The sequence below is a fragment of the Pedobacter sp. BG31 genome (assembly GCF_042464845.1).
Classification (GTDB): domain Bacteria; phylum Bacteroidota; class Bacteroidia; order Sphingobacteriales; family Sphingobacteriaceae; genus Pedobacter; species Pedobacter suwonensis.
Map to the genome: position 1 here is coordinate 176532 of NZ_JBHNZK010000004.1, position 23228 is coordinate 199759.

Sequence of the window (23228 nt, forward strand, 5' to 3'; positions counted from 1 at the left end):
ATGATAGCTTCGAAGATCATCCCTCTTCAGCCAATCTTTTAATTAATCCTTCGTTTTCTTAGGCCCAATCATCAGACTTAAAACTACGGACAGATGGGGATCGTATTACATCCTATCACTTTCATCGACTATCGTATCGTAAGCTAAATCATTTGAATAAACAGTCTCAAAATACCCTATTTCAGAAAAAATCAATTCAAAAAAACCGTTAGCTATAATTTTTTCTATAGATTTTTTAATAGTTATTTTTTTTTAATCCTTAATAATAAACATATCAGTGGACCAAAAGTACACATCTTGCTCTTTTTCAATAAGGTACTGAACATTTATAATCGTAAAAGCTGTTGCAAAAAAAACTCTATTATCTGGTAAAATTACATGTAAATCAATATTGTCATTGAAAAAATCTGCGATCTCATAACCACTAGGAAATTTTATTTTAAATTGCTGCATATTAAATATGAATCTTAAGAATTCGATTAGTTACTTGTTGCTGATCGCCTTTATGTAAATAAGCATTCAATTATGCTTCGCGTAGAGCTAGTTTTCTTTTTGCTCAGGAATTTTTCTTTTTGGAGGGCCATCCTACTATTCCTGTGTTTCCTTTCCAGCCATTCTTTTCAACCGGTCATCACCATCCTGCATCGCTACCTGCATCCGAGCCCAGGCAATCAGTTCTGTTGCTCGTGCAATCGGTTCCATTCCGTCCGGATCAATTAATCTAATTAAATTATTAAAAACGTATTATATGGGGAATGCCTCCGCATTTTTTTCTGAAAGTAGATCGATTGAATTCCACCTCCCAATTACAGGATCATAGAACCTTGCCCCGTAACTGAAGCGTAGCTGAACTCATGAGCACCGCTTAAAAACTAACATAAATGGCGAATAATCATAATGTTCCAGACCATCCTGCAATTCCTTTCCGTTATAAAGATATTTATTCTGTAAAGAAATTGTTCCGATATTATTCAGGATCGATTACCGTAACCCGAAAGCATGACAATTTAATAATCAGTAGTCTCCTTACACCAAATCCACAGGCTCGAGACTACAGATAGATGGGTTCCTTAACTTAACACAAAAGCATATATTAATAATCCGTAGTCTCCTTACGCCTAATCTTAGGGTTCAAGACTACGGATAGATAGGTGCTAACATATCGAACAATAAGCTATACAATCAGCTCAGAATAAGGAAGCTTTGCAATTTTTTTTTCCTTCTTATTTTGTTCTATTACTTCTAAAAACAAATCTCTTTCTTTAATCACATCCTGTAGGCTTTGATGCCATTTATTAAAGTCGACACCACAGGCTTCAAAGTGATTTATATCCCAATTTATCCCATTTATTTTTTTCAATATACCTTCTGCTTCTTGAGTGTTAACATATAGTGCTATTTTTAATCTCATCTCATAGAGGGATGCCTGAAGATAAGACTTAGGCGCCGCACTTAGTGGAGGTTGTTTAGAGTACTTATCGAAAACCAGCAACAAGCTGCTCAATGAATTATTATTACCAAACGATAAAGGTGTCTGGTTATAGATACTTTCGATCATATCTTTAAACAATATGCTATGTTTTTCGAACGAGACATCATACTGACTACCTTTTTCATTTAAATAAGATTGTAATAAAATCGGCCCAGATAAACAAGCTCTTATATCTTTACCCATTCTATTTCCGAATAAAGGATAGATAACAAAATGCGGTCTGTAATCGGCAGTTCTTGGTAGCTTTATCAGTTCTATACCTATAACTAAGGGACCTAATACTTTATAAAATTTATCTTTTGCAAATAAGGCTAATTGAGGGAAGGCATTCTTCCAATCTTCGGTCACTTTATTTTTTAAATTATCATCTATTTTCATTTTATTTTTTTTGTTTTACTAGTTGGATTGAATATCCTGGAAAGTTATTTGAATATTTTTGATATTGACTGTTACCCATAGTCGCATTACCAAACTTAAAGTCGTATATAGTCTTTGTCTTTTGATTAATTACATCCAAGAAACCTCTGTTTCCATTTCCTAAGGTCCAATTATTATTGAAGTATTGATTAAACCTAAAACCTCTATCTCCATAAATTCTTTGGTAACGATTTAGTAGGTTGATAGCGTAAGTATGTTTCGCCGTCCCTGCAAATCTACCAGTACCTCCAATTGCAGCTTCAGCTTTATCTGCGGCCTTACTTACAAGTTCTAAATCACTCGTTCCTCTCTTCGTAAATTTAAATAAGTTACCAAGAGACATATTAGTATTTTCCCAGGGGTTGATATATTGCCCATTCGAAAATTCCATTCCGATTTCACGATGGGCATTACCAATGCTTACATTTATGTATCCGTTTATTCCTTCTTCGTCATAAGCATCAAGTGCTCTACCCGCTCCCATAACCGCCTGTCCTGCAAATAGTCTAAAAAACCAATTACCATTTAATACTTGCTTAGCGGCATCTACGCCACTCATCGGCTTTTTAGTTTTTGGAGGGGCGTCCTGCTCTTCCTGCGTTTCCTCCCCAGACATTCTTTTCAACCGATTTTCACCATCCTGCATAGCTACCCGCATCCTTGCCCATGCAATCAGCTCTGTCGCACCCGGTATAGGTTCCATTCCATCAGGGTCTACGAATCTGATTGGATTATTAAAGCCATAATTATATGGTGAATGTCTCCGCATTTTTTCTGAAAGTGGATCGATTGAATTCCATCTACCAATAACCGGATCATAAAATCTCGCACCATAGTCATACTGCTCCATACCATCCTGCAACTCCTTACCATTATACAGGTATTTATTGTTTAAAGAAATTGCTCCGATATTATTCGGAATCGATTTCCGTAACCCGAAAGCATAATAGTCATCTCGCTGCAGCATCCGCACAGCGCCGTTATAAATATCAAAAGTATAACGCACATTTCCTAAATGATCTGATAAATTATAATGATACGTATAAGTGCCACCATTGTTCTGCGCCACGCCTTCTTCTGTATGAATCAAATCTATAGTGGCATCCGGATTATATTCGATGCCTCCGATGTAGTTTCTGATGGTTTCATTGTCGATTTTAGACAACTTGTTTCCCTCGGCATCATAAGTATAGGCCAGATTAATGGCCGTACCTTTGGTAGCCGTTTTTGGCAGATTCAGGTAATTATAAGTGAGCTGAATACCCTTGTTACCATCTATGGTCGCATTGCCATTGGCATCATACTCATAATCTGATACCGTAAGACCACTTACACTTTGTAGCCGGTTACTGGCATTGGTGTTAACATAAGTGTAATTTTTCAGGCCACTATTATCACGGTTTAAACTCTTGATATTGCCCATTACGTCATAAGTCAGGCTTTCGCTCATGGCCGTTCCTGTAGTTTTCACTGCGTTAACCAGACGGTCCAAGGGATCATAACCGTAATTGAAGGTATTGGCTACGGGATTTAAATTATTCGACCAGTCCCAATATTGCTTGGTAATATTTCCGTTAAAGCCCTGGTCTGTACCATTTTCATAATCCAGTTTTATACTAAACTGATCGGAATAGCTATTTTTTAACCAACCCCGCTCGTTAAAGGCAAAACCGGTGGTTTGCAGCTCATCGTGTAGTTTTTTACTACTCAATTGCCCCAACTCATTATATTCCAGGTGACTCAGGATGATCTCTCCCTTATCATTGATGTTTTCGAAAGTAGCCAGTTTACGTCCTACATGGTCATATTCATGCCGGGTGGCAATGGTGGTACTTAACGGATTGCCAGTTGGTGTCGCCTTCACGATGATGGACCGCGTACTGGCTTGCAGGCTTCCATCAAAATTCCACACGTTGTCAACCACATCTGTACCATTCAGATGGTTTTCGCTTTTGCTTTGTACAATACGCCCCTCTGCATCGTAATAGTTCACCGTGAGGAGCATTTGTGAAGTACCTAAAATTTTCACTTTAGATCCTGTGGCGAAACCACGCGTGCGTGTTTTGGGCATCTGGTTAACACCGGGCTGACCAAAAGTATTACCAGGGAAATCATAATCATCATAATAACTGAAGGTATAATACTCCCCGATACTTCCCTGTGGGATGGCATCATTCGTATAACCTGTTGTACTATTGCTGTTGTCCCTTCGCTCGTAAGGTGCAATTGCATTTGCCAGTTGTTGAAAATATTCCTGGTAATTGGTATTGGCCTCACCGTTGTGCTGGTCATCCACATAACGCCCGGTGATGACAACCCGCCCGAAGCGATCATATTTGGTAAATGTCCATTCCTGCGGGCTTTTTCCCCTTTGCACCGCATCCTGTACCATTACAGGTTGATCCAGCTTATTATACACGGTTAGTTCCCATCCCTTACCTGGTACCTTTTTCTCTTTTACCCGGTTAAGATTATCATAATGGTAGGCATAAATGAATTCTTTAAAAACATCCTGACTTTCATCAAAATAATTGATGGCAGCAGGTAATTTATCAGTATTTTCATTTACAGCTGGCGGCAATACATAACGGGTATTACCCAGATCGTCGTACACATAATAGGTGGCTAGACTTTTGGTATTGCTTTCCCAAATCCTTTTTAAAACAACATGTCCTTCAAAATCCTTAAATTCTTCTACCATGCCCGTTTTATCATTGAGGTTTGTATGGTTCTCATCTCGAATGGTGGTCTTTAGCAATTTACCTGCCGGATAGTAGCTGGCTTGTGCACCATAAGTAACAACCCTCCAAAGCAATACTTCATTGGTACTGTTACTGGCATAATCCGTACGGACTGTATGTCCTGCCCCCTGCAAATTAGCCGCAGCAGGTTGCCAGGGTAAGCCGGGGAAACCCTGCTCAATGGTTCGGTTAAGGGGGCTGGCTTCAAAAATGGTTTTACTGAAAGGTGCTTCATTACCTTTTACACCGGCAACATTACCATTATAAAAATTCAGTTGTTCGGTCAGCGGATCTGTACGAAAGGTACCCTGACCACCTGCAACAGTATAAGGATCATATTTGGTAGATTCACGTCCGAAAGCATCATATTCTGTCGGTTGGACAATATCTTTTAACGCCGGGCTCCCCTGCACCTGGATGTTTTGTACAATCCGGCCTAAGCCGTCAAAATACTGGATATTTTGGTTCTCCTCACAGACATCCCGGGCATTGCCAATATTTTGATCATTTACGCCTGGTTTTCTGAAAATGTGAGTACGGATAAAATTATGATTGGTACTTGGATTGGCACTCAGCGGCTGGCAATTCACAAAGCTGGCCCCTGTGGTAAAAACACGTAAGGTACAACCTGTGGCGTGGAAGCCATCTTTCAGGGTGACACTTAATGGTGCACTGATTTCACTTTCGCAGTTATAAACGGATACTTCTTTGCGCAGCACCTGTGCAAAGGCGCCGTGGCAACAAAAGAGGATTGTGAAAAGCAGACAATAATGATATATTATTTTCATATTACGTTAATTCTTATTGGCGTAAACATTTATCTGATTTGCTGAATACATTTAGTCGTTAAATAAAATAACGGTATGTTCACTGCCGGGTTGTAGTGTAATTACATCACCACTTTTAATCACCTGGCTATCCAGCATCAGCCTGGATAAGCTGCCATTAAAGTTCTGGGCAAAACGGATCCCTACCTTATATTGCCCGGGAGCGATATACAGATCTTCCAGATTAGAGGTTGGAGTATTATAAGGAATACGTTTACTTACCACAATCGAATTTTCCTGAATCAGGTCAAGGTAAACCGTACCGGGTACCAGGGCATTTGAAGGCCAGGTATTCATACGGATTTTCACATTCGCTTCTGCACCAGGATTATCGGCGACCAATAAGTTATTACTCCAATTGGAATTAAGATTTGATTCCGCAAAATTATTGGCAGCTAGTGAAGAAGAAGGGTTAAAGTAAATTCCTGCAGTCAAATAAGCATTCGCCATTCTGCGAAGATTATCCCCATTGTGAACATAATTGTAGGTAAGCATCATCGGATTGTTCACCGTGAAAAGAGAGCCGGCGATGCTGGATGCGGGTGCCAGTGCATAATCATGCTTTTTAAGCATATTACCCTGATCATCCTTTACTGTAGCCAAACGACCATAATCATCATAACGGAAAAGTTTAGAATTACCATCGGCACTGGTCATACGGGTTACACCAATCATGGGCGAATACGCAAAAGTGCTCACCATACTGTTCGGTAAAGCATTACTAATCGTATTTCCTGTGGATTTGATTTGCGCATCATTATTATAATCAACGGAGTTATAAGCGAATGCTGCGGTAACATCATAATAGTTAGCGCCTTTCACTTCAACTACCGGATATAAATCATTATATCCCCATAGATACGTTTTAAATAACCAGCCTTTTTCCGTAAGCTGAAAAACATTTTCATGATCGCCATACAGATCAAAAGTAAGCTCTGTCTGCAGGGCTGAACCATTAACTGATTTTAATACTGCAGATGGTAAGATATGCATATTGGCATGCCATAGGGCAAACTCGGTTCTGGATCGGCTGCTTTCGCTCTCGTCGTTCGTAGCAGAAACTGTAGCGTTAATCTCTTCAATGACCTGACTGGTCATGTTCCGGTTTTTCATGGCATCATAAACGGCCACACCGGGATAATCATAGGCATATTTAAAAGTCTTGCTGATCCGCTTCCCATTTACACCGGCTGTAATAATTTTACTTACTTGCGGATAAATATCATTCTCATAGGCATAACTGGTATATTTTTCGGAAATGTCGTTATCCTTAAACCATTTTTCTGTTTCAGAAGTCAATAGTAACTTGCCTACCTGTATCCCATATTCGCCGGCATAAAACGGGCGCCCCAAATCTCCTGATGAGAATGAAAAGTTCTCATCATATATGGTTTGATCTGTAAGCCCAGGTGGCCGGTCTAGAAAAGCATAGTCTATCGCAGGATAGACAAAAATAACACGAATCTGGTCTTGCTTGCTGTATTTGCTATAGGTAAATTCTTTACTGTGGATTAATTTGAATTTACCGTTACCTGTGTTAAAAGCATAATCTTCTATAGAACGCTCTACCCCCATTAAACCGTCAGTATGCAAGATCGGCACATTCGTTCCTTCTATATAACCCTGGTTACTGGAGAAATTATAAGGTTGAAAAGCATCAGGTGCAAAATAATTATAAACTTTTTTGCCGGTAAGTTGCCCCAGGTCACTGTTGTATTCGGTTACCTTGGTATAATAAATAGGCGCACCATTCGGATAACTGTAATCTACGCTGGATGCAGGTACATAACTGGTTCTGGTTTCTACAAAGGGGATGCTTAAGCATTGTTTACTATTGCAGTTTAAAGCGATAGGATTACCGTCGTGTCCCATATTTGCAGTGCCAGGACCTCTGATATACGCAATTTTTTGAATAAAGCTATAAGGTTTAAAAGTCCGGCTAGCCACGTCATACCCCCGGTAAGGCGTATTCATCAGCAAACCCGTCCCATCTTCCGTTTCGCCATAACGATAATACTTGTAACTTTTAGGTTCCCAGCTTTTACCATCACCATAACTAATAGTCTTGATCCGTAAGCCACCCGTCATGGCATAGAGATCGGTTTGTCCGCCCACAGACTGACGTGCCGCATTAGACTCAAATTCAAAATCGACGTATCCGCCGGTAGGATAGATCAATCTCCGGAGCATTCCCGCATTAAGCGGTACTTCATCAACCATTTCACTATTCATGTGAAGGCTATTGGAGGTACCAAAGGTGAAAGTGGCATTTGTACCATAAGCATGGCAGGCATCATCAGCAGTACGAAAATACATTTGGTTAATTTTGGTTTCCGGTATTCCGGTAAACCCGTTGCTGTTAGAGATCGCCTGTGTAAGTATATTAGGATAACCCCAGGCATCTTTACCTTGTAATTGCGTGCCAAAAGCATATTTGTTCCCGTAAATGAATTTATAAGTTTCTACAGCATCATTGGTCGTACCTGAACACCTGACAGAATCCAGATAATTGGTAGAGAAGAGATTAATGTTACTGCTTGTATGCTCAGCCAGATTTCCATTGGTTACCACCGACTGGAAAAAATCAAAACCTTTAATTTGCTGATTTTTGTAATCCTTTATCTTAATGGAATTTAACTGTTCAGCACCATTAAATTCGACTGCGCCTGTACGAAAGTCAATTCTAGATAGTGCTACCCCATAAACCGTTGCCGTTTTAAAATTAGGCATCTGCAGGGGATACGTTGCTTCCAAGACTTGGTTGGAGGAGTTGAGATATGGAAAGTGAAATACAGACTGCCCGTTAGACATATTTTCGATATACCTGGGTGAAGACAGCCTGAACATGGGATATACTGATATCAGGTCTTCAAACGAACTATATGTTGATGTAATCTGATCGGCTCTATAAAAAGGATTGATACTACACACATTATCTGTCGTAGTGTATTGTATAGATTGATTAGTAGTGTTGAATGTTAACGGACTTTTGGTTTCGTAAGTAAAATTGATTGTTTCCGTTTTATTGGCATTTTGTATTTTAAGGCATTTAAAGGTTGTTTTAACATTGCTTGTAAATTCTACTCCCTTAGCAGCTCTGTCATCTATATGCATGGCACCTTTACTGCCAAAATAGTAAGTTGTCCCATCATTATCTACAATGGTAAATTCTCCATCCGAAAAAATAATCCTGATATTATCAAAGGGAACGGGAACAATCGTATAACCTTCACCAGAACCATCCTTACGAAAATAAAAAGAACCCGATTTATTCAGTAGTTTATAATTAAACTTATCGGGCATACCATCCAGCTCACCTATAGCAATTTTATGACAGTCCATACCATTACCAATATTGATGGGATAACGGTAATATTCCTCACCTGCCCTATACACTTTTATTTTACTGTTATGAATATAACCATACTGATCCAGGTCATCAACCCCATTTACACTTCTGGTAATTTGTATATCAGAACTCAGCGACCAACCCATACCGGAGCGGGTTGCGCGTTCGTGGATTTTAAAACCACCGGAATGATAGCTCAGTTTAATGGGTAAACTCAGGTTTCCTGCCTGAACGGTATATAAGGGAACCGAAATATCCGGGATCCCGGTATTAAAATTAACCGGATAGTTGACCATCTTGGTAAGGGCGGCAGCCTCTGGCGATACCGGTACTTTAGGTTGCTGCTGCGCTGTTGCAAAGTGGTGCATCAATACAAGCACCACTAAAGGAAATAGTTGTTTGATTTTCACAAGCATTCAGATTTTAGTTTGATTTATTTTTCTTCTGTTTAACACTATTTTTTATCACTTTTTGTTGATTTATTTCCTGTTTTAAATCCTGGATGGTACGACTTTGTATTTGGAGTTGGTCCTGCTGCTGCCTGATGGACTTATGCTGGTCAATGAGATGTAAAGTCAACTCTTCTATCTTTTTCAGCAGAATCTTATTCATTTCACCCAATGCAATACCTTCTTTTTCAACAATTGCAGCTGCAGGTACACCAGGCAGGTGTTTGTGGGTATTGATGTAGTTTTCGGTTTCATGCAAATTGAGGAGCTGGTAACCGGCTTTAAAAACGTAATCGGGCCAATCAGTAGCTTCTACTTTTATTTCCTTTGCCCTGATGTTGCCGTTTACCGAAAATTTATAGCCATGGGAAAGTGTTGTTCCGATCATTACATCACCATTTGAAGCAATCCGCATTCGTTCAATTGGAATAGAAGTAAATGGATTTTGCGTCTCACCTGTATAAAATGCAAGATGAGCCTGAGCATATTGGTTCGGGCCTCCGGCATGCAAAAGTTTAATGGCTGCGGCGTGGGCTATTCCATAATGCTTATAAAAATTTATACTGCCAATCACTTCATTATCAGCCATAATTTCGGTGTATTTACCGGATGAGATACTCAGCGCCGGAATCCATTCTTTCACCTCCAGACGCGAACGCGGTGTTAGCGTTCCAATACCGACCTTTCCGGTATCCGGAAAAACATTCTGGGCATAGGAGATATAACTACCAAACAGAAGTAGAGAGATTAACACGATGTGTTTCTGTTTACGCTTTAAAGAGCTGCAGAGCGATTTCATCATTTTATTTTTGTTTTAGTTTTCTGGATTTTTTGTCAGTGTGTTGCAATACTCTGACCTATATGGCCCGCAAATCGGGAAGACTAACGTGCCTACCCAGCAAATGCAAATACCATAAAGTGCTGATCATATTCTAGCATCCAAGACTACGCCCTTAACCTATTACAGGTTCAAAAGAATAAGGAATGAATTTTCTAATGCCGTACTGGAAAAAAATAGGCAAAGTACTTTCCTCCTATTTTATCGGAATTGATTTGACTATCCAAATAGTCAGAATTTTCAGAGAAATTCTTAGATAAGAACAATGTAGAAAAGCCACACATGGGCTTACAATTGTTATTTAGCATGAGATCGTTTATTAAGTTTCGACTAAGATATTATAACCAAGTGAAAAAGTAAAATCTTTTTGACGAACATGCATTTTTGAGTGATATTCTGGCCTTTTGGAGTGACGAAATTTTCGTAGCAAATAAAAATGAATCATGTAAAATAGATAATAAACCTAAAAGTCATTACGATCGTCTGGATGTAAATCGATCGAACACTACCCGTTAAAAGGTAGCCTGCTCCCGGCATGTAGCCAAAGGAACTTAACCGCTCTAACTAAACCCATTCCTGCTGCAGGCGGGCAATCGAAATGGTTCCGGTTTTTCACCGGAAGTAATGGAGAGCGGAACCAAAGTCCGCCAAAGGAACCGAACTGTTCATTTTCTAAACTTCAACATTTTTATCTGAAAACGAATGTGTTGTAGTTTTTGGCTGTTGCAACCTAGTCATCCGCTTTATTTCGTTGCACTTCGTGTTAGCTGCTGTCAGGTTTATAACCGAACGGCATTCTACCAGCATGTAGCCTAAAGCGCTAAACCTTGGTACCTAAACCCGATCAAAGCGGAATGCCGATTTCATCGGCAGAAGCGGGAGCGGGACTAAAGACCGCCAAAAGAAATGGACTGTTCATTTCCAAAAACTGCTATCTCCTAAAGAATCTGCCAAGACCAAATCAAATTTCGTAAGTCTTTTAAAAAGAATTATTTGCTTAAACCCGCCAGCGCATTGATCGTTAATGCTACAATTACGGTATTAAATATGAACGCAATTAAACTATGCAAAAGAGACAGCCGTCTGATTTCTCTATCCGAAATTTCAATGTCCGAAACCTGAAAAGTCATGCCCAATACAAAAGAAAAATAAGCAAAATCGATAAAATCAGGTTCATCATTGCCCGGAAACTCCAATCCTGAACCACCCTTTTCCGATTTTTTTTTCCGTTTGTCACCATAATATAAATGGGCATAACGCATCGTAAAAGTAGTATGCACCAAAAACCAAGATAAAAACATACCCAGTATCGCGATAACCAGATCAAGAGGCTCAACATCTTTATTAATAAGCAATAAAACTACGGCCAGTAAACCAGCAAAGGTAGATACCACCACAATGGCGAAAATTTCTCCTCGGGTTTCATCCTGCATTTTTGCTTTTAAATGCGTTTCGGCAGCAGAAGTATGGAAAAACATGTACCAATGCAGGGTATTGAGTACTAAACAAAAAACATCCCACCCAAACATAATATGCGTAAGGGCGTCCATTTTACTAAGAAACGAAAGCAGGTAGGCTGCAATGCCAGAGAAAAGGCTAATCAGCAAAACAAATAATGCCGATCGCTTTTGAATACCTGCCAGTTTTGGTTCCTGCATGGATAGTTAAAACTTAAGTTTAAAATGCTCTTTAGCCTGCCCCTTTTTGAAATACACCAAGCCGATCCAAAACAAATCGATCGTCACGGTAACATCAGGGTGATTCTTAATTTCGGTCCAGGCTTCTTTCATGCCTTCGCTCCAGTAAATATCATCAAAAATCAGCAACGAATTTTCCGTTACTTTTGGCAGGCACCATTTAAAATAATTTAAGGTAGCATCTTTACGGTGGTTCCCATCAATGTAAACAAAATCCAGACTAGGCTGCCGGGCGATAATATCCGGCAAAATCAAATCAAAGTTCCCCACATGAAGTTCGATATTTTCTAAATTCAGGTCCTGAAAGTTTTTTCGGGCAACCTCTGCGGTTTGTGGACATCCTTCTATTGTAATTACCTCGGTTTGGGCATCTGTTTTTGCTAAATAAGCAGTTGTAATTCCCAAACAAGTACCCAATTCGATCGCACTTTTTGCTTTGGTATTTTTAGCCAGCCGATAAATGAGTTTGGCTAATCTTGGGCTTTTTAACGCATTTTTAGCAATCTGACTTACCTTCTTTGTTCGGTTCTTATTGAGCTGAGACCCTGCACCGAGGTCGGTAACAGTGATGACGGAATCGTCATTAAAAAGTTTTTTTCGCTGCTCCTCTATATTTTTATATTCAGATTTATCGTTAAAATCGTAAATTACCTCATCAGCGAGCTTATACACAAATGGCGAATGCGTTCCGTGCCGGCTCTTAGCTGTTAAACGGTGTTTAAGGTAATCTTTAATAAATTGAAATAACATAATATTGCAAAAGTAATTAAACACCGCAAACGTATGTATGTTTTATGGAAAATATCGCAGAGATAAGTGCTTTAGTTAAATTATTGGACGATCCCGACGAGGAAGTGTATCAACATGTGGAGAAAAAGCTGCTTGAATATGGTGGCGAAGTTATTCATTACTTAGAAAATGCATGGGAACAATCCTTCGATGGACTGATGCAGGAACGCATTGAAAACATTGTTCATCAAATCCAGTTCAAAACGGTTAAAGAAGATCTAAACCTTTGGTATTTAAGTGGTGCTTTTGATTTATTGCAGGGCGCTTTGATCATAAACCGCTACCAATATCCTGACTTAGACGAACAAAAGGTAATTAATCAGATTGAAGAGATTAAAAGGGATATCTGGCTGGGCCTGCAATACGAAATGAGTTCGGTTGAAAAAGTAAAACTAATCAACCACGTTTTATACCAGCAATATGGCTTTAGTGGCAATACCAAAAACCACCATGATCCGCAAAACTCCTACTTAAACCAGGTTTTAGAAAGCAAAAAAGGCAACCAGATCTCTCTAGCCATTATTTATTCTACCCTGGCCCAAAAGCTAGACCTGCCCGTGTACGGGATCAATTTGCCGCAGCACTTTATTTTGGGTTATATTGATGACAGTAAGCAAGAGGGTACCGAGTATGGTGTACTCTTTTACATCAATGCTTTTAATCGGGGCAACATTTTTGGCAAACACGATGTAGATCAGTTTTTGCGTCAGCTTAACTTAGAAGCTTTGCCCGAATATTATAAACCGTGCAGCAATACTGATATTATCCGCCGGGTAATCAGAAACCTGATTTCGGCTTATGAAAATGCCGGAGCCACTGAAAAAGTAGCCGAATTAAACGAACTTCAAGACATTTTAGCAGAAAAATAGTCCGTAAATACCGCCACCTGTGTTTAAAAATATCGGAAATCTATCCTTAATCTGTCTTTTAACAGCCTTCTCACTTTTCGCGGGCAATTTACAGGCACAAAAAACAGTTAAGCCAAATGTTATTGCTTACTATACAGGCCAGGGTTCAGTTATAGATAGTTTTCCGATTGAAAAGATCAGCCACCTGATCTATAGTTTCGGACACTTAAAGGGCGATAGTTTGAACATCAGGGCAGCCAAAGATTCGGCTTTGATTTCGAAAATGGTGGAGCTGAAAAAACGGAACCCCGATTTAAAGGTAATGATTGCCATGGGTGGCTGGAGTGGGTGCGCTACTTGTTCGGAAGTATTTGCCAGAAATAAAGGACGAAAGACTTTTGCCAAAACAACCAAAGCGCTTTTAGATTTCTTTAAGGCGGATGGGATAGACCTTGATTGGGAATATCCGGCAGTGTTGGGTTATCCCGGGCATCGGTATATGCCAGCTGACAAGCATAACTTTACTTTATTGGTTAAAGAACTGAGAAATAAACTCGGTAAAAAAGCAGAGATCAGTTTCGCGGCGGGTGGCACTCAAAACTGCATTGATTCTTGCTTCGAATGGGACCGGGTAATGCCACTGGTAAACCGCGTTAATGTAATGAGTTACGACCTGGTAAGTGGATATGCAACACAAAGTGGTCACCATGCTCCTTTATATTCTACTCCGCAACAAACACTATCCGGAGATTATGCTGTAAAAGCTTTAATTGGTTTAGGTGTACCTGCACGGAAAATTGCTTTAGGCGCAGCATTTTATGCCCGTATTTTTGAAAACACTACAGATGCCGACCATGGATTATATCAGCCAACCAAGTTTTTAAAAGGCGTCTCTTTTAAAGATTTTGGCAAGCAATTTTCAACCGAAAATGGCTATACGTATTTTTGGGACGGGACTGCCGAAGCGCCCTATTATTATAATCCACAAACCCGGTATTTTGCTACTTTTGATGACCCTAAATCAGTTTCATTAAAAACCAAATATGCAATTGATCAGAAATTAAATGGCATCATGTTTTGGGAGTTAACTGACGATAAATATAATAATGGCCTGTTAGATGTAATTGACCAGACGATAAAAGATTATTTAGGACTCCCGAAATTTACTACCCAATAATTTTTTGCCGTTCCTACCCCTACCTCTTTACTTTTGGCATCCATCATGGCTTTACAATGGCTTACACTATTTTTCCATGCATTAATAACCTGATCCGCATCCGGATATCCTTTGGCTAAGTTTTCTGCCCTAAAATCGCCTTTGTAACCTGCGCTTGTTGCTCGTTCGGCCGGAGTACCGCCATCTGGAGACAAATGATCAAAATAGTTTTGCTCAGCCATATCTGTTGCATGTATGATTGCCGCATTTTGCAGCTGATTATTCACCGATAAATCAGCCACCGGAGGCATATATTCAACACCACAATTGCATCCGCGCTGTCTTACCAGATTAATTTTATTCACCAATGAGGCAAGACTATTTACCGGGGCTGTTATTCCATCTTTTTTGCACTGCACAAATAAAACGCAGAGTAATACAACGGCAAACATGGTCGAATATCTGTTCATATATGATATGCTACAACGGAGGCAGCTTTACAGCTGCCTCCAAATTAGTTGTTGTTTAATTGACTAAAACGCCCGTTCTCTGCCCAGATAAATGTTTCGACCAGTATAAATTGTATTGCCAGATGGACCAGGAGAGCCGCTGTCGCCTTCCATCTGCATATTGATGATTAACCACATCGGTTTATTTACCGAATTGCTCATGGTATGTTTGGCTACCCAAACATTATCGATATAATAATGGCAATCTACATCAGTTGCACTTACTTTGTTATACCAGCATTTGTAATTATGGTAAGAACCTGCATTGGAAACTGTTGTAAGTTTATTTTCCCAACCACCATCATAAGTGTTTTGCCAATTGGTGCTGTTGCCTTTAAATTCCATAATATCGCTTTCCGGAGGCCAGGAATTAACACCTGTAATCCAGAAGGCAGGCCAGGTACCTTTACTTGTTGGCACGGCAAAATCTCCTGAGATGGTATAACTCGGGAACTGATCGTTAATGACCACCTGCTGCTTGGCATGGCAAGCACCAGAGTTATACCAAATGGCCACATTGGTAAATCCATTAGCGGTACTGTTTCCGGGCGATGAAGCCAAACGGGTAGCCTTAATAGTTAATACACCGCCGCTTAAGGAGATTTGATTATGGTTAGAAGAGCTCCCTACCATACGTGCCGAGCCATTATGATCGGTACCCCATGGATAATTGTAATTCCATTGCGCCTCAAAATTAGCATAACTTGCAAAAGAGTTACCGTCAATTAACGTCTCCCAGGCCTTAACCTGACCATTTTCAGATTTAATTTTAGTTTGATCTTTTTTACAAGATAAGAGGCTGGTAAACAGGCATACCAATAGCAGCCACCGTTTCATTGTTTCTGTTCTCATTTTTTTTAATTAGGTAAATATTTGGTTAATTATTTAAGTCTATACATGCCTAACCTTAAAAAACCTGAAATACTAATGCATGTACAGCTAAAAATTAAGCCCATTTGCAATTTACAGGTTTAGTCTTATTAGATCATCTATATTGTACTACAATAAAATCACATCGATGTAATCAAATATATACACATCATTTCTAAAAAATAAGGGGCGAAATCGTAAAAATAGAGTGGTAAAATGGGATTTACATATTTTGGCTTGAAGAATCAAAAAACATTTTATTCAAAAAAACCTGACCAAAAATCATGATCAGGCTCTTATTCAAGTTAAAGCTATCTGCAGTTGTATGTCAATAGGAATTTTCCGGCGTAGCTTTCGGTTTCAGCAGGTCCACCTGACGGATAAAACGTAGAAGTATTGACGTAATTTAAAGAGGTGGCATTTCCTTTGGCATCATATTGATAAGTATAGGCCATGGTTTCATTGCTAAAAGGGCTACCATCCTGATCTACAGTTTTAGAAACGCTTTTAATCAATACATTTTTAGATTGCCTGCCAAAATATCCTCCGGGAAAATAATCAACATGATAAGAAAGAGGATCGGAGATTTCGTACACGTTCATTGCAATTTCATTCGAGTAACTGTAGGTTGTAGTTTCCTTATAACCTCCATGCGCTGCCAGTGAAACTGCACTTACCAGATTACCATTTGCATAGGTCAGGTTATCAGTTGTGCTTAATTCGTTATTCAAATAATTCTTTACCTGAATTAAATATCCTTCAGCATTGTAGGTATATTTTCGGGAATAAGCATAAGAAATACCACCTACTGTAACGATACCTTCAGCACCGCTGGAAATTGCCCGGCCATTCTCAAGCACAATTTCTGCTAAGCGGCCAGTTTCATCAGTAGCCGTAATTTTATTTGCGGCATAAACATAGGTATTGGTCTCAGCTCCACTGTTTAGCTTTGAAACACGACCTTGAGCATCATACTTAAAGGTAATCGTATAGCTTCCCAATAAATCGATATCAGCCTTTAAACTCGCCAGCTGACAGCCATTCCCGTTAGGATTAAGCCTGGCATTCCAATTAATTTCTTTTTTACAGCCTGCCACAGCAATAATAGCAACCAGGGCCACCATTACATACTTGATTGTTTTTTGCATTAAAATTCCGGTTAAGAGGTTAAAATATCTGCAAAGATATTAAAACTTCTCCTTTTTTAACCAGCTGATCAACAAGTCAAACCAATCCACATCAGAAGTTTTATTAATCAAACCAAATCCATGCCCACCGTTTTCGTATAAATAAATATCGGTATCAATATCGTGTTGCTTTAATGCCTCATTCATCAGTATACTGTTTTCGTAAGGAACAGTTTTATCATCTTTAGCATGTACAAAAAAAACAGGAGGTGTTTTTTTAGTTATATTTTCATTGGCCGAGAAATAACGTTTTAAACTATCGGCAGGATTTGAACCCAATAAATTCTTCATGGTGCCGGTATGTACCGATTCTTCGAAACTGATTACAGGATAAATTAATGCGGCAAAGTTTGGTCTCAGATTAATCTTTTCAGGATTAGAAATTTTAAGATCTTTATAATGCGCCACTAAAGTTGAGGCAAAATGCCCACCGGCAGAAAAACCCATAATTCCAATCTTATTGGCCTTAATTCCATATTGTTTTGCATTTTTTCGAACCAGATAAATGGCCTGCTGTGCATCCTGCAGCGGACCATAGGTTTTATCAACCATAATTTCATCGCTCGGCAAACGGTATTTTAATACAAATGCAGTAACGCCAATGGCATTGAAGCGTTTAGCTACATCTGTTCCTTCATGGCTAAATGCTAAACCACTATAACCACCGCCAGGGCAAATAATTACTGCCGTTCCGTTGGCAATTTCCTTTGGCGCAACAAAAACTGTCATCGTTGGTACCGATACTTTGGTAATGATTAGCGTACCATTGTTACGAACTTCGGTATGCTCCACGTAGGTTGCCGGAGTAGGTTTTGCACCTGGAATGTCGCCTTGGTATAGTGGCACAATTTGTTGTGCATTTGCTGTTATGAAAAAAAGAAACATTATTATTAAAAAAAGTTTATTCATAACTATAAAATACTCGGATTAATACATTTTAAAGATTTAACTTTAGCAAAGTCTCTATCATTATCTGCTATCAGCGTAAGGTTATTTACTAAACAAGTTGCAGCTATTAATGCGTCAGGTAGCTTTAAGTTGTAAGTCTTTCTAACTCTAATTGTTTCAGCAATAATTCCATCCTGTAAACCTAAAACAATGGAAATTGATACAAATTTTTGATACACAAAAATATCATCAGGATTTGTTGGCCTCCACACTTGTAATTCTATTTCTGAAATAAACGATATAACAGATTCTACATCCACAATATCATCCATATATTTCAAACCTTTTGGAGAGAAGGTTCCATTTAAATATTTTATTACAGCCGAAGTATCAATCAAATATCTCTCTGCCATTCTCCACGCAAATCATTTAATTGTGCATCAATGGTTTCAGCATTCATCTGATTTTTAATTTGATTACGAAGTTCAGAAATTTTAACATTTTTTTTAATCACCCGGATAAGATGCAATTCTTCCAGCTCCTTCAAAAGTTTATAAGCTTTTTGGTTGGTTAGTTCTATGATCAATGTATCCATAAAGGTTGAATTAATAAATCCTCATTCAATCAAATATACAAAATTTACATTTAATAGAGCGGAACGTTCAATTTAAAACTCCATTAAATATGCCTTTAAAAAGTCGTTAATATCACCGTTTAACACGGCATCAGGATTAGAGGTTTGGTAATTGGTACGATGGTCTTTCACGCGTCGGTCATCCAGCACATAACTCCTGATCTGCGAGCCCCACTCTATCTTTTTCTTCGATCCTTCTACTGCAGCAATGGCTTCGTTGCGCTTTCTTTCTTCTATTTCAAATAACTGAGATTTAAGCAAACGAATAGCATTTTCTTTATTCTGCAACTGCGACCGCGACTCCTGGTTTTTGATGATAATGCCAGATGGTTTGTGATATAAACGTACTGCCGTTTCAACTTTATTTACATTTTGTCCACCGGCACCACCAGCCCTGAATGTTTCAAATTCAATATCGGCAGGATTAATATCAATCTGAATGGTATCATCAACCAAAGGATAAACATATACGGAGGCAAAAGAAGTATGCCGGCGGGCATTTGAATCAAATGGTGATATCCTAACCAAACGGTGAACGCCATTTTCACCTTTGAGGTAGCCGTAAGAAAAATCGCCATCAAACTGGAGGGTTATCGATTTAATACCTGCAATTTCCCCCTCCTGGCTATCCTGTTCAGTAATTTTGTAGCCATTTTTTTCACCCCACATCAAATACATACGCATCAGCATATAAGCCCAATCGCAACTCTCGGTACCACCGGCACCGGCGGTAATCTGCATGACGGCCGAAAGCTGGTCTTCTTTACTACGCAGCATGTTTTTAAGCTCCAGATCTTCTACAGCTTGTTTACCGATTTCGTACTGCTCTTTCATTTCAGCTTCCGAAGCATCTCCGGATTGAAAAAAATCGAACATCACAGCTGCATCCTCAACCGCGTTATCGGTTTGGTTAAAACCATCAGTCCACTTTTTCTTTGAACTAATTTCTGCCAGAATTTTTTCTGCTTTTTTCGGATCGTCCCAGAAATCGGGCGCCATGGTTAATTTTTCTTCTTCGCGAATGGCGTAAAGTAGCTCATCAACGTCAAAGATACCTCCTCAGAGACGTTACTCTGTCTCTTAAATCCTGAATCTGTTCTTTCGTCATGAAACAAATATAGGAAATCGCTTTGAGCATAGCGCATGGCGGAAAGCGATTTCAATTAAAACTATCCGCCGACAGCTAACGGACTAGTTGATTTTCCCTGATCAATTATGCATCTAACAAATGAACTAACGCTTATCTCTTCATGGTCATATAATCCAGCGTAAGATTGGAAAGTAATTTAACGCCTAATACGAAACCACTTTCATCAAGGTAAAAATCAGGGGTATGATGTGAAGGCGCCTTTAAAGGATCTTTACCTTTAGGCATACCACCTAAAAAAACAAATAGGCCTGGTACTTTTTCCTGAAAGAAAGAGAAATCTTCTGCGCCGGTAACTGGCGGTTTTAATTTTACATGTTCTTTCCCTGCCGTTAACTGCATACTGGGCAGCATTTTTTCGGTAAGCGCAATATTATTGAAAGTAACCGGGTAATGGTTGCTGTATGGAATTTTTACTACCGCGGTTGCGCCCCCTGCCTCTGCAGTTTTGGTAGCGATGGTTTTGATCCGTTCAATAAACATGGCTTCATCTTCTTTGCTGAAATTGCGAACGGTACCCAGCATTTCTACTTTTTCAGGTATAATATTCGACCGAACACCACCGTTAATGGCACCAATGGTAACTACCCCTGGATTCTCGGTTACATTTAAATTACGGCTAACAATGGTTTGCAGGTTATTGATAATCTGGGCAGAAACCACCACAGGATCAATACTGCTCCATGGATATGCGCCATGCGCCTGCCTGCCGGTAACCGTAATCTTCATGTCGTTTACAGCGGCCATGGTACCACCAGGACGGTAAGTTATATCGCCAACCTCAGTTTGTGAATTGATATGCAGACCGAAAATGACATCCACTTTAGGATTTTCGAGTACGCCTTCTTTGATCATTAAGGCTGCTCCGCCTTCCTCTCCCTCGGGCACTCCTTCTTCCGCAGGCTGAAAAATAAATTTAACCGTACCTGGGATATCTTTTTGTATCGCGGCCAACACTTCTGCTACGCCCATTAAAATAGCCACATGACTATCGTGTCCACAGGCGTGCATTACCCCAACTTCCTGACCGTTATATTGTGTTTTCACTTTAGAGGCAAAAGGAACATCAACCCGCTCGGTAACGGGCAACCCATCCATATCAGCCCGAAGTGCAACAACAGGTCCGGGCTTACCTCCTTTTAATATGCCAACTACTCCGGTTTTTGCAATACCTGTTTTCACTTGTATACCTAAAGATTCTAAATGTTTCGCAATAATACCAGCTGTTCTTACTTCAGTATTTCCCAATTCGGGATGTTGGTGAAAATCACGTCTCCAGGTAATTACTTTTTGTTCTATGGCATCTGCTTTCTTCGAGACTAATGGCCTTAAATCTGATTTTTGAGCGAAAGCATTTAATGCCAGAAATGAAAAACCGATCAGGTATATCTTCTTCATAAAATGGTAGTTTAGTTTAGGTGTTCTAAGCTAAACAATTTTATGGAGAGATAGAATTGAAACATAAGTCAGGTAGCTGGAAAATATTGAGAAGCAATATCAAATATTGGAAGGTCATCCTTGAGCCTGTTGAAGGACTTACCATAAATTAAAAAATTCTTAATGATTTAACACATTAAAAAGATCATTTTAAATTTTTGCTTTATTACTTTTACAAAAAACAAAGATTATGTTACCTAAAATAAATTTTACAGAAACTGAGGCCTACAAGTATTTAGCCGACCATTTTATAGATATTAATCAAAAGAGCATTAAAGATCTTTTTGCAGAAGATGCAGATCGTTTCAGTAAGTTCTCTGTTTTTTTTGAAGATATCCTTCTGGATTATAGCAAAAACCGCATCAGCGATGAAACATTAGCCCTCCTGATTCAGTTGGCACGTGAGTGTAAATTAGATGAGGCCATAAAGTCGATGTACAACGGAGACAAGATCAACGAAACCGAAGACCGTTCAGTACTTCATATCGCTTTACGTAATTTGAGCAATACCCCGATTTTAGTTGACGGAAAGGATGTGATGCCCGAAGTAAATGCTGTACTGGCTAAAATGGAGAAGTTTAGCAACAGTATCATCAGCGGTGAATGGAAAGGTTATACCGGTAAAGCCATTACTGATGTGGTAAATATAGGTATTGGTGGATCAGACTTAGGTCCAGTAATGGTTACCGAAGCTTTAAAACACTATAAAAACCATTTAAATATTCACTTCGTTTCGAATATCGACGGTACGCACATTGCTGAAACTTTGGCCAACGTGAATGCTGAAACCACTTTATTCCTGGTAGCATCAAAAACTTTTACCACACAGGAAACCATGACGAACGCGCACTCTGCCCGTACCTGGTTTTTAGAAAACGGTGGTAAAGAAAACGATATTGCCAAACACTTCGCCGCATTATCTACCAATACTAAAGACGTTTCTGATTTTGGTATCGATACCGAAAACATGTTCGAATTTTGGGATTGGGTGGGCGGTCGCTACTCATTATGGAGCGCTATTGGCTTGTCTATCTCGTTAAGTATAGGTTTCGACAATTTTAAGCAACTACTAGCTGGTGCCCATGCTATTGACAACCACTTTAAAACTACAGAATTTGAAAGTAATCTTCCTGTAATATTAGGTTTACTAGGCGTTTGGTACATTAATTTCTATAATGCAGAAACGCAGGTGATCTTGCCTTACGACCAATACATGCACCGTTTTGCGGCATATTTTCAACAAGGCGATATGGAAAGTAATGGTAAACATGTGGATAGAAACGGTAATGACGTTGATTATGAAACCGGACCGATTATCTGGGGGGAGCCAGGGACAAATGGCCAACATGCTTTTTATCAATTAATTCACCAAGGCACCCGGATTATTCCTGCTGACTTTATTGCACCGGCACAAAGTTTAAATCCACTGGGCGATCATCACCCTATCTTATTATCGAATTTCTTTGCACAAACTGAAGCGCTAATGAACGGCAAGACCGCAGAAGAAGTAACTGCCGAGTTAAAGAAAGAAGGTAAATCTGATGCAGAAATTGAAAAAATCGCACCATTTAAGGTTTTCGAAGGAAACCGTCCGACAAACTCCGTATTATTAAAGAAAATAACTCCTTATACATTAGGGAGTTTAGTAGCCATTTACGAACATAAAATATTTGTTCAGGGTATTATATGGAACATTTTTAGTTTCGATCAATGGGGAGTGGAACTGGGTAAACAACTGGCCAAAAAGATTCTTCCAGAACTGGCGGGCAACGAAGAAGTTTCGAGTCACGATAGTTCTACCAATGGCTTAATTAACCAGTATAAGGCCTGGAGATAAGCTTTTAATTAAATATTATCCTGAAAGCCGTTCTGATGTAAAATCAGAACGGCTTTTTTTATTTTTTTATTACGGGCAACCATTCTGGATAAAGCCACGTAACGGTTAATATTTCA

The 23228-nt window shown here is 39.3% G+C and carries 17 protein-coding genes; 3 read left to right on the forward strand and 14 right to left on the reverse strand.

Features of this window, described 5'->3' with window-relative positions:
- Window positions 1–1174 precede the first annotated feature (1174 nt).
- The 6 genes from ACFE6N_RS07505 to ACFE6N_RS07530 all read right to left on the reverse strand — a co-directional run bounded on the left by ACFE6N_RS07505 (window position 1175) and on the right by ACFE6N_RS07530 (window position 12560).
- Complete coding sequence (locus tag ACFE6N_RS07505) at window positions 1175–1870, reverse strand: hypothetical protein (RefSeq protein ID WP_378935230.1); 696 nt, start codon at window positions 1868–1870, stop codon at window positions 1175–1177.
- A gap of 1 nt (window position 1871) precedes the next feature.
- Entirely contained in the window at window positions 1872–5438 is a 3567-nt protein-coding gene (locus tag ACFE6N_RS07510) for a DUF6443 domain-containing protein (protein WP_378935232.1), read from the reverse strand.
- A gap of 51 nt (window positions 5439–5489) precedes the next feature.
- The gene (locus ACFE6N_RS07515; RefSeq protein WP_378935234.1) at window positions 5490–9236 is read right to left on the reverse strand and encodes a hypothetical protein; all 3747 of its coding nucleotides are present in this window, start codon (window positions 9234–9236) and stop codon (window positions 5490–5492) included.
- A gap of 13 nt (window positions 9237–9249) precedes the next feature.
- Window positions 9250–10077: a hypothetical protein gene (locus tag ACFE6N_RS07520; RefSeq protein ID WP_378935236.1), complete on the reverse strand. Its 828-nt coding sequence runs from the start codon at window positions 10075–10077 to the stop codon at window positions 9250–9252.
- A gap of 1025 nt (window positions 10078–11102) precedes the next feature.
- Complete coding sequence (locus ACFE6N_RS07525) at window positions 11103–11771, reverse strand: DUF1345 domain-containing protein (protein ID WP_378935238.1); 669 nt, start codon at window positions 11769–11771, stop codon at window positions 11103–11105.
- A 6-nt stretch (window positions 11772–11777) separates the two neighbouring features.
- Window positions 11778–12560, reverse strand: coding sequence for an O-methyltransferase (locus ACFE6N_RS07530; protein ID WP_378935240.1), 783 nt, complete (start codon window positions 12558–12560; stop codon window positions 11778–11780).
- Between the two features lie 44 nt (window positions 12561–12604).
- On the opposite strand from ACFE6N_RS07530, the gene ACFE6N_RS07535 reads away from it, so the two are divergent.
- Both ACFE6N_RS07535 and ACFE6N_RS07540 read left to right on the forward strand, forming a co-directional pair.
- On the forward strand, window positions 12605–13468 hold the full coding sequence (locus tag ACFE6N_RS07535) for a transglutaminase-like domain-containing protein (RefSeq protein WP_145859305.1): 864 nt from the start codon (window positions 12605–12607) through the stop codon (window positions 13466–13468).
- A gap of 19 nt (window positions 13469–13487) precedes the next feature.
- The gene (locus tag ACFE6N_RS07540) at window positions 13488–14624 is read left to right on the forward strand and encodes a glycoside hydrolase family 18 protein (protein ID WP_378935242.1); all 1137 of its coding nucleotides are present in this window, start codon (window positions 13488–13490) and stop codon (window positions 14622–14624) included.
- Here the strand turns inward: ACFE6N_RS07540 and ACFE6N_RS07545 are convergent.
- The 8 genes from ACFE6N_RS07545 to ACFE6N_RS07580 form a co-directional block, all read right to left on the reverse strand.
- Window positions 14591–15073 carry a CAP domain-containing protein gene (locus ACFE6N_RS07545; RefSeq protein ID WP_378935244.1) on the reverse strand — a complete coding sequence of 161 codons (483 nt, stop codon included), beginning with the start codon at window positions 15071–15073 and terminating at the stop codon, window positions 14591–14593. The genes ACFE6N_RS07540 and ACFE6N_RS07545 overlap by 34 nt on opposite strands.
- A 63-nt stretch (window positions 15074–15136) precedes the next feature.
- The gene (locus ACFE6N_RS07550) at window positions 15137–15964 is read right to left on the reverse strand and encodes a glycoside hydrolase (protein WP_378935246.1); all 828 of its coding nucleotides are present in this window, start codon (window positions 15962–15964) and stop codon (window positions 15137–15139) included.
- Window positions 15965–16293: 329 nt separating this feature from the next.
- The gene (locus ACFE6N_RS07555; RefSeq protein ID WP_378935248.1) at window positions 16294–17130 is read right to left on the reverse strand and encodes a hypothetical protein; all 837 of its coding nucleotides are present in this window, start codon (window positions 17128–17130) and stop codon (window positions 16294–16296) included.
- A 39-nt stretch (window positions 17131–17169) separates the two neighbouring features.
- Window positions 17170–18054, reverse strand: coding sequence for an alpha/beta hydrolase (locus ACFE6N_RS07560; protein ID WP_378935250.1), 885 nt, complete (start codon window positions 18052–18054; stop codon window positions 17170–17172).
- Between the two features lie 26 nt (window positions 18055–18080).
- The gene (locus tag ACFE6N_RS07565; RefSeq protein WP_378935252.1) at window positions 18081–18470 is read right to left on the reverse strand and encodes a type II toxin-antitoxin system VapC family toxin; all 390 of its coding nucleotides are present in this window, start codon (window positions 18468–18470) and stop codon (window positions 18081–18083) included.
- A complete protein-coding gene (locus ACFE6N_RS07570) occupies window positions 18452–18652 on the reverse strand; it encodes a hypothetical protein (RefSeq protein WP_378935254.1) in 201 nt (66 codons plus the stop codon). Before ACFE6N_RS07570 ends, ACFE6N_RS07565 begins: the two co-directional genes overlap by 19 nt.
- Before the next feature lie 72 nt (window positions 18653–18724).
- Window positions 18725–19799 (reverse strand): peptide chain release factor 2 gene (prfB, locus tag ACFE6N_RS07575; RefSeq protein ID WP_378935255.1). Its coding sequence is split into 2 segments (ribosomal slippage): window positions 18725–19738 and window positions 19740–19799, totalling 1074 coding nucleotides; the frame shifts between segments, so codons are not numbered across the junction.
- Between the two features lie 132 nt (window positions 19800–19931).
- Window positions 19932–21236 carry an amidohydrolase gene (locus tag ACFE6N_RS07580; protein ID WP_378935257.1) on the reverse strand — a complete coding sequence of 435 codons (1305 nt, stop codon included), beginning with the start codon at window positions 21234–21236 and terminating at the stop codon, window positions 19932–19934.
- Window positions 21237–21465: 229 nt separating this feature from the next.
- On the opposite strand from ACFE6N_RS07580, the gene pgi reads away from it, so the two are divergent.
- Window positions 21466–23112: a glucose-6-phosphate isomerase gene (pgi, locus tag ACFE6N_RS07585; protein ID WP_378935259.1), complete on the forward strand. Its 1647-nt coding sequence runs from the start codon at window positions 21466–21468 to the stop codon at window positions 23110–23112.
- Window positions 23113–23228 lie beyond the last annotated feature (116 nt).